Annotated in this window: 6 protein-coding genes and 1 pseudogene; 5 read left to right on the top strand and 2 right to left on the bottom strand. The window is 37.0% G+C overall.

Going from position 1 to position 7516, the window contains the following annotated elements; translation table 11 throughout:
* Positions 1-623: pseudogene (locus AAC037_RS15095) on the top strand (sodium:solute symporter); the annotation flags it as partial.
* 163 nt (positions 624-786) lie between these two features.
* Here the strand turns inward: AAC037_RS15095 and AAC037_RS15090 are convergent.
* Positions 787-1632 (bottom strand): DUF2911 domain-containing protein, encoded by an 846-nt coding sequence (locus tag AAC037_RS15090; RefSeq protein WP_339903759.1) that lies wholly within the window; start codon positions 1630-1632, stop codon positions 787-789.
* Positions 1633-1867: 235 nt separating this feature from the next.
* Here AAC037_RS15090 and AAC037_RS15085 point away from each other — a divergent pair, with 235 nt between their 5' ends.
* Complete coding sequence (locus AAC037_RS15085; RefSeq protein WP_339903758.1) at positions 1868-2794, top strand: glyoxylate/hydroxypyruvate reductase A; 927 nt, start codon at positions 1868-1870, stop codon at positions 2792-2794.
* A gap of 21 nt (positions 2795-2815) precedes the next feature.
* Entirely contained in the window at positions 2816-3652 is an 837-nt protein-coding gene (locus AAC037_RS15080; protein WP_339903757.1) for a universal stress protein, read from the top strand.
* On the opposite strand, the gene AAC037_RS15075 is transcribed toward AAC037_RS15080, so the two are convergent.
* Positions 3639-4346 carry a tetratricopeptide repeat protein gene (locus tag AAC037_RS15075; RefSeq protein WP_339903756.1) on the bottom strand — a complete coding sequence of 236 codons (708 nt, stop codon included), beginning with the start codon at positions 4344-4346 and terminating at the stop codon, positions 3639-3641. The two genes, AAC037_RS15080 and AAC037_RS15075, sit on opposite strands and share 14 nt — an antisense overlap.
* Before the next feature lie 121 nt (positions 4347-4467).
* Between AAC037_RS15075 and holA the strand changes: the two genes are divergently transcribed.
* Together holA and AAC037_RS15065 are read left to right on the top strand one after the other, a co-directional pair.
* A complete protein-coding gene (gene holA / locus AAC037_RS15070; protein WP_339903755.1) occupies positions 4468-5493 on the top strand; it encodes a DNA polymerase III subunit delta in 1026 nt (341 codons plus the stop codon).
* 13 nt (positions 5494-5506) lie between these two features.
* Positions 5507-7516: tetratricopeptide repeat protein (locus AAC037_RS15065; protein ID WP_339903754.1), on the top strand; the 2010-nt coding region annotated here is incomplete at its 3' end.

The raw sequence follows: 7516 nt of genomic DNA, 5'->3' as shown, positions 1-7516 counted from the left end.
AAGAAGAGGTCCGAGATAAAGTAAAAGAATTGATTGTGCAAAACGATCCCTTGGCTGAGACCCGTGATACAGATTATGTGTTCATGCGCTTTGTGATGGATTATTTACCGAAAGGAGTTATCGGTTTATTATTTGCAGTAATATTTAGTGCAGCCATGTCATCTACTGCTTCGGAGCTCAATGCATTGTCTTCTACAACTACCATCGATATTTATAGAAGGTCAATTAAGAAAGAAAAAAGCTCCAATCATTATATGAATTCTTCAAGGTGGTTTACGGTGCTGTGGGGCATTTTTGCCATTTTATTTGCAACCTATGCCACCCTTTTTGAAAACCTTATTCAGGCCGTTAATTTACTGGGCTCTTTGTTTTATGGCAGTATTCTGGGAATATTTATGGTTGCATTTTTTATGAAATGGGTAGGTGGCCGAGCTGTATTTATGGCAGCTATAATTTCAGAAATATTGATTTTAACCCTCCATTATTTCAATGGCCAAACCATAGGTGACTTGAGCATTGACATTGGGTTTTTATGGTACAATGCCATTGGATGTTTATTGGTAATGTTAATTGCTACCATTTTAAACTTGTTGCTCTCCAAACCTAAAGCTTCCAATCTTTAAATAGGATCAATGCATGAAATAAGCCTTGAAACAGCACTGCAATTGCTTACAGTGCTGTTTCAAGGCTGATATTCTGGTTTACAAACCTTTGTAGTTTGGCTTTTATCTAATTGGAGAGGCCAACATTTCAATTTTATTGGTTTACACTACCTAATAGCTTTGGTTATAAGGTATCAATCAAACGTTGATTAAGGGCTACATAATCCGGGTTACCTGCTTCTTCTGCTAATTTCATTGATACTTGGGCAGTGGAAATAGCTTCTTGTTTTCTTCCTAAAGCAGCCAAAATTTTTGCTTTCAAGTGAACCGTATAATATTTCGCATCTTTCTCCACAGATTTTGTTACCCATTCAAGGGCTTTATTGAGGTCTTTTTCCTGCTTGTAATAATAATTGGCTGCTTGAAAAAGTAAGCCTGCATCATTGCTTTCATGGTCTATTAGCAGCGCTTTGATTTGACCCATAACTACTTGGTCGACTTCCATTTCAATTTTAAAACCCACTGATGTTTTGTCCCATGCGATATTGAGTTGTGCGCCTGAATCCGTTAGGATGGAAAAGCTTATATGCATGGACTCTACTGTTTTTTTAAGCTTGGTTACCGGTACATTGATTCTAAGCGCATCATCCGCAGCATCATAACCCATCGCACCCCATAGTTCTGTATTGTTTGAAAAAATAATGGTCCAAGATTTCTTCTCAGGAATGGTATAGATGGCATATTTCCCGGCTTTCAGTGGCAAACCGTTTACTTTTATATCTATATCAAATTCCAGGGTAGTTGGGTTATTGGCACCGGTTCTCCATATCCTTCCATAGGGTACAAGTTCTCCAAAAATCTTTCTATTCTTTTTTCCGGGTCTTGAATAATCCAGGTGAATGGTTGTCAAACCTACCTGTTGTGAAACTTTACTGCTAGGACTCGCCTGAGGCATTTTAATCTGTGAAAATGCATTCAGTTGAACAACTGTAAATAGCATCATTAGGCAAACAATATTCTTTGTTTTCATAGATTTTATAATTAGATTGGCTTAAAGCTCTATAAAGAAAAGGATAACCTTACAGTATGGGTTATTATTTTGTTTAAACGGTAATATCACCCTTTTGTAAAGATAGTTAATTTGTTATTAATTAAATATCTGTCCTCTTTTTACTGTTTAAATTATCCAAAGACTGGATATTTTCGCAGCATCTTTAGGCGAGTTTTAAATTAATTATTTTATCCAAAACCAACCAATTCCTTTCATGGCATTAGCAATTGTTGCGCCAAATAAACCCGACAAAGAGCTTAATTCTTGGAGAAGTATTTTTCAAGAATTGGCTCCTGAAATCGACCTTCAAGTGTACCCTGAAATTAAAGATAAAGCCCTTGTTGAGGTAGTTGTATTGTGGCAGCATCCCAAAAACATTCTTAAAGAATTTCCCAATTTAAAGCTTATTTGTTCGATGGGCTCAGGTGTGGATCACATCATGGCAGATTACATTCCCAAAGGTGTGCCCATCACCCGAATTGTTGATCCACGACTTACTTTTTCCATGACAAATTATGTGGTAATGGGTATTCTCAATTTTCACCGTCAATTTAAAAGATATATAACCAATAAAGCGCTTAAAAAATGGGACATGACCAAGCCTGAAATTCCCATCTCAGTAGGTGTCATGGGGGTAGGTGAGCTTGGTGGGGATGTATTGGATAAGTTGCATGCCTTAGGTATTTCATGTTATGGTTATGGAAATACACCTAAAACTTCCTTTCGCCATCCTTACTTTTTTGGTCCTCAACTTCAAGAATTTCTTGACAAGGTGAATGTGGTGGTTTGCTTATTGCCTTTAACACCAATAACTGAGGGCTTTCTGAATGGTGAACTATTTAAAAAATTCCAACCTGGAACTTATCTTATTAATGTTGCCAGAGGCAAACATTTGGTTGAGGATGATCTCATTCCAGCCATTGAATCAGGCCAGGTTTCCGGAGCCTTATTGGATGTTTTTAATAAAGAACCCTTGCCTGAATTGCATCCTTTTTGGGGCAGAGAAGAAATCATGGTCACTCCTCATATCGCTAGTATTACCAATTATAAAGCAGCGGCTCCCCAAATCATTGCCAATTATAAAAATGCAATCGAAAATAGACCTTTGATTAATGAGGTCAGTACTGTACAAGGATATTAAAATTTAATTATAAGATTTATTATGAAAAAATATACCATTCTTTGTCCTACTGACTTTTCAGAATGTGCGTTGAATGCCATAGAATATGCCGCAAGATTGGGTGAAAAATTAAATGCAGAATTGATTTTATTTCATGTTCCTGAAACAGAAGATTATAAAAAATTATTTCCGAAAAAAGAATTGGAAGAAAGCCTTCATGCAGCCATAAGTAAGCTTAATTGTTTGGTGAAAACTGTGGAAGAGGAAAGCCTTGACAAAGGTTTACATGCCTGTAATTCCCTGGTAAAAGAAGGAAAAGCTGTAAATACAATTCTAGAATATGCGGATGAAAATAAGGTTGACCTTATCATTATGGGAACGGAAGGGGTCAATGAATTCAAAAAAAATTATATAGGGACCAAAGCATCTAGGGTGGTTCAAGATGCCAACTGTGATGTATTTATTATTCCTAGAAAAGTATTTTTTAAACCTCCCCGAAAAATAGTATATGCGACGGATTATATGGAAGAAGACAAACTGGCCATTCAAAAGGTAGTAAAAATCGCAGGTTTGTTTGATTCAGAAATAGACGTAGTACATGTAAGTTCAAAAGCGAATATCATCGACAAAGCCATGCACTCTTCCCTAAAAGAGGAATTGGCACCTTTTGCACACTATGACAAAATGAACTTTGTTTTGAAATCCTACAGAGATGATGCAGCTTTGGGTCTAGAAAACTACCTGATTACTTCCAAGGGAAATATATTGTTTACACTTAGTAAGAAAAAGACTTGGTTTGAAAACCTATTCACCAAGAACCTTTCGAAGAAAATGTCTTATTTTATCAATAAACCACTTTATGTGATCAAAAACCTTTGAACTTTTCTTTTATAAAGGACTTAAATTCATCTCTTGTTTTTTTATCCGTAAATATACTTCCCAAAGTATTAAAATAGGTACTGAAACTCAGGGGTTTTTTGTCAGAAATGGGAGGGAGGTTTTCATTGGCTGAGTTCTCTTTTATTTTTGGTAGCGGAGTAGGGTTTTCTTCTGTTTTTTCGGGTGCTTGATATCCGGTAAGCTTGTCAGCTACTGAAAAACTTTGCTGTGATTTTTCCTTGTAGCCAAGTTTCTCCTCTACGATTCCTTTGTTATTGTGGGCCACGGCATCTTCCGGGTCAAGTTCAATGGCCTTTTCGTAATCCGCTATGGCACCTTTTAAATCACCAATTCGGTCCCTGAAATAGGCTCTACTAGAGTAGCGATAGGGGTTGTTTGGATCCAGGTTAAGCGCTTGGTCAAATCCTTCCATCGCCTCTTTGTTGCGATCAAGTAAATGCAGCACCACTGCCTTGTCTGAAATATACGTGGTATTGTAAGGGTCTGCTTTTAATAATAGGTCAAAATCAATTAATGCTGCTTCCATGGCCCCCAACCTGGATTGAACCCTGGCCCTAAAATGCAGGTAAGCAGGTTGAGATCCTTCTTCTTTGATTAACCTGTTGAATACTGCCAAAGCCTCTTCAAATTTTCCTTCCTTATAATAAGAGATACCAGTTTCTATTGTTTCCACCTTTAATTTGATTTGTGATATAATACATACAAAAGTAATGAAGGTATTGTTTCATTCAACAGTTAATAATCCTTTATTCTTTTTATATTTGAACTGTTTTTGTTTCATTTTTAAATCAGGTATGGCCAGTAAACCGGAAAGTATTTTAAAAGAGCTTGAAGCAAATAAATTTGCCCCTATTTATTTTCTTCAGGGTGAAGAGCCTTATTTCATTGATAAAATTACAGATTTCATTGAAAACAATGCCCTAGCACCTCAGGACCGTAGTTTTAACCAAACCATAATGTATGGCAAAGAATCGACTATTGCTTCGATTCTTACCAATGCAAAACGTTTTCCTATGATGGCAGACAGGCAAGTGGTCATTGTAAAGGAAGCACAAAATGTTTTTGAAATTGGAAAAGAAGCCGGGGATCAACAGTTGATCGCCTATATCAATAATCCGCTGCCAAGCACCATTTTGGTTTTCGCCTATAAATACAAAACTTTGGATGGCCGGAAAGCCCTAGCCAAAGAGTTGGATAAAAAAGCCATACTGGTAAAATCTGACAAAGTTCCTGAATACAAACTTTCCCCATATATTGAACAATATGTGAAATCAAAGGGACATTCAATCGAAACAAAGGCCTGCCAAATTCTTGCTGAATCTATTGGCAATAATATGGAAGTGCTGACCAATGAAATTGATAAAATGATTATCAACTTTAATGAACCTGTTAAAATCAACCCGAGTCATATCCAACAATACATTGGAATCAGTAAGGATTTTAACAATTTTGAATTGACCAAAGCCCTAAGTTACAAAGATGTTAATAAGGCGAACACCATCATTAATTACTTTGGTCAGAATATCAAATCCCATCCGTTAATACCCATTTTAACACTTTTATACATTCATTTCTCTCGGCTATTGCTGGTCAAAGCCAATAAAAATCTTGGCGAAAGAGAATTGGCAGGGCTGATCAAGGTAAACCCTTATTTTATAAAAGAATATACCATAGCGGCAAAGAATTATTCTTTAGGCAAGATTATTGATGTGGTGGGATACCTAAAGGAGGCGGATTTACGTTCCAAAGGTGTAACCACTTCAAATGCTGTAGACGATAGTCAAATATTAAAAGAACTAATTTTTAAAATTCTTCATTGACCACTATTTGAGAATGAGAAAAACATTGCTATTGTATGGTTTATCCTTGCTAATTTACAGTCAGGCTTATACCCAATCCAGTTTACATCAAACAAGCCTGGAAGCTAAATTTCAGGATGCCCTTGAACTGTTTCACAAAGATCAATTTTCTTCCTCTCGAGAGGCCTTTGATAGGTTGACTTTACATCCGGATATAGAGAACAACAGCCGAGAAGTAGCTATTGCTTATTATAGGGCATTATCTGCCTTACGGGGTGATTTCCCTGAAGGGACTTCCCTGATGGATGCTTTTATACTGGATTATCCCAATGAATCATTAAGAAATGAAGCAGCTTGGATATTAGGGAACGACTATTTCCAAAGCAAGAATTACAAAAAGGCCATTAGCAATTTTGATTTGCTTAAAAATGTACCCCTAAGTACTGAAAGACATCCGGAATTGTTTTTTAAAATGGGGTACAGTTACTTTCAGTTAAATAATTTTGGCCAAGCTAAAAACTATTTTGAGAGGGCAAAAAGGTATCGTAGCCCTTTTTTGGCCAGTGCCTATTTTTATGCAGGCTATTGTTCTTTTGAAGAAGGCGACTTTGAAGCTGCCGCCAAAGATTTTAAGGAGGCAGAGAAATCTGCTGAATACAGCCTAAAGGTCCCCTATATGTTGGCCGGTATATATTACCGACAAAATAAATTGGACACCCTGATTACCTATGCTGCTCCAATAGTAAATAAGAAGAATTTGGAGAGTAGTGAACAAATTCACTTATTATTGGCAGAAGCATATTATGAAAAACGGAATTATGCCCAAGCCGCATTTCACTATATGGGCTTTGTATCTGCCAACAAAGGAAAGCTTTCCCGAGATCAACAATACAAGGCTGGTGTAGCCCATTACGAAAACAAGCAGTTTGCCGAAGCAAGCCAGTTTTTTAAAGAAGTAGCTTTGGTAAACGATGAGTTAGGGCATTTGGCTAGTTATTTCCTAGGTTATGCTTATGTACAACAGAAAAATTTACCTTTTGCCGCCAATAGTTTCAATGCAGCATATAAAATGGATTTTAGGCCTGAGATTAAAGAAGAGGCTTTATTCAATTATGCAAAAGTGAGCCTGGAATTAGGCAAATTTCAGGAAGCCATAAGTGCCTTGGATCAATACCTGAATGTTTATCCACAAGGAAGCCAAAAAACGGCAGCAGAAAACTTGCTCAGTGATGCCCTGGTGAATACGAATAATTATCTACGGGCCATTGGACATATGGAGAAAATGAACAATAAGTCCAAAAGGATTCAGGAAGCCTACCAAAAAGTCACTTTCTACCAGGCCATGACTTATTACAGGGACAACAATTTAAAGGGCACCCAACAAATGCTGAGTAAATCCCTGCAATTCCCGGTAGAAAAACCCCTTCAGTATCAAGCCCAATTTTGGAAAGGAGAGGCCAATGCGGCCAATAATAATGTTGCGGCAGCTATACAAGCTTATGAAAAATTAATAAGCATGAACCCGCCTTCATCGGATCCAAGTTTGATCCGTACCCATTATGGTTTGGGTTATGCCTATTATAACGATGAGCAATATGAAAAGGCGGAAAGACAATTTAAGATTTATACGGATAAGTTAAAGAATGCCAATGACAAGCAAAATTATGATGATGCCTTTGTAAGACTTGGAGATACTTATTATGTTCAAAAGAAATTTACCGATGCTGCCAATGTTTTTAGAAGGGCTGTAGCGGAAAGCAATCAATACAGCGACTATGCCTATTTTAGAGGTGGGGTGGTGGCCAATTTCCAGAATAACAATAGGGAAGCAATAAGACAACTGGATCAGGTAATCAATAATTACCCAAACAGTTTGTACGTGGAAGATGCGCTTTATCAAAAAGCACAGATACATATGGAAGAACTCAATTATGATCAAGCAGCAGATGCGTACTCACGATTGATAAACAATAAACCAAATAGTCCATTTATTCCCTATGCTTTAGAAGGTAGGGCAGTGGCCAATTATTCCTTAAAGGATTAT

The organism is uncultured Cyclobacterium sp. (genome assembly GCF_963976465.1).
Taxonomy (GTDB): Bacteria; Bacteroidota; Bacteroidia; order Cytophagales; family Cyclobacteriaceae; genus Cyclobacterium.
Note: the sequence above shows the minus strand (reverse complement) of the source record. Positions and strands in the feature narration are given on the sequence as shown.

Coding starts and splice junctions, on each gene's coding strand:
- AAC037_RS15090 (WP_339903759.1), bottom strand. CDS start 1,632: ATGAAAACAAAGAATATTGTTTGCCTAATGATGCTATTTACAGTTGTT.
- AAC037_RS15085 (WP_339903758.1), top strand. CDS start 1,868: ATGGCATTAGCAATTGTTGCGCCAAATAAACCCGACAAAGAGCTTAAT.
- AAC037_RS15080 (WP_339903757.1), top strand. CDS start 2,816: ATGAAAAAATATACCATTCTTTGTCCTACTGACTTTTCAGAATGTGCG.
- holA (WP_339903755.1), top strand. CDS start 4,468: ATGGCCAGTAAACCGGAAAGTATTTTAAAAGAGCTTGAAGCAAATAAA.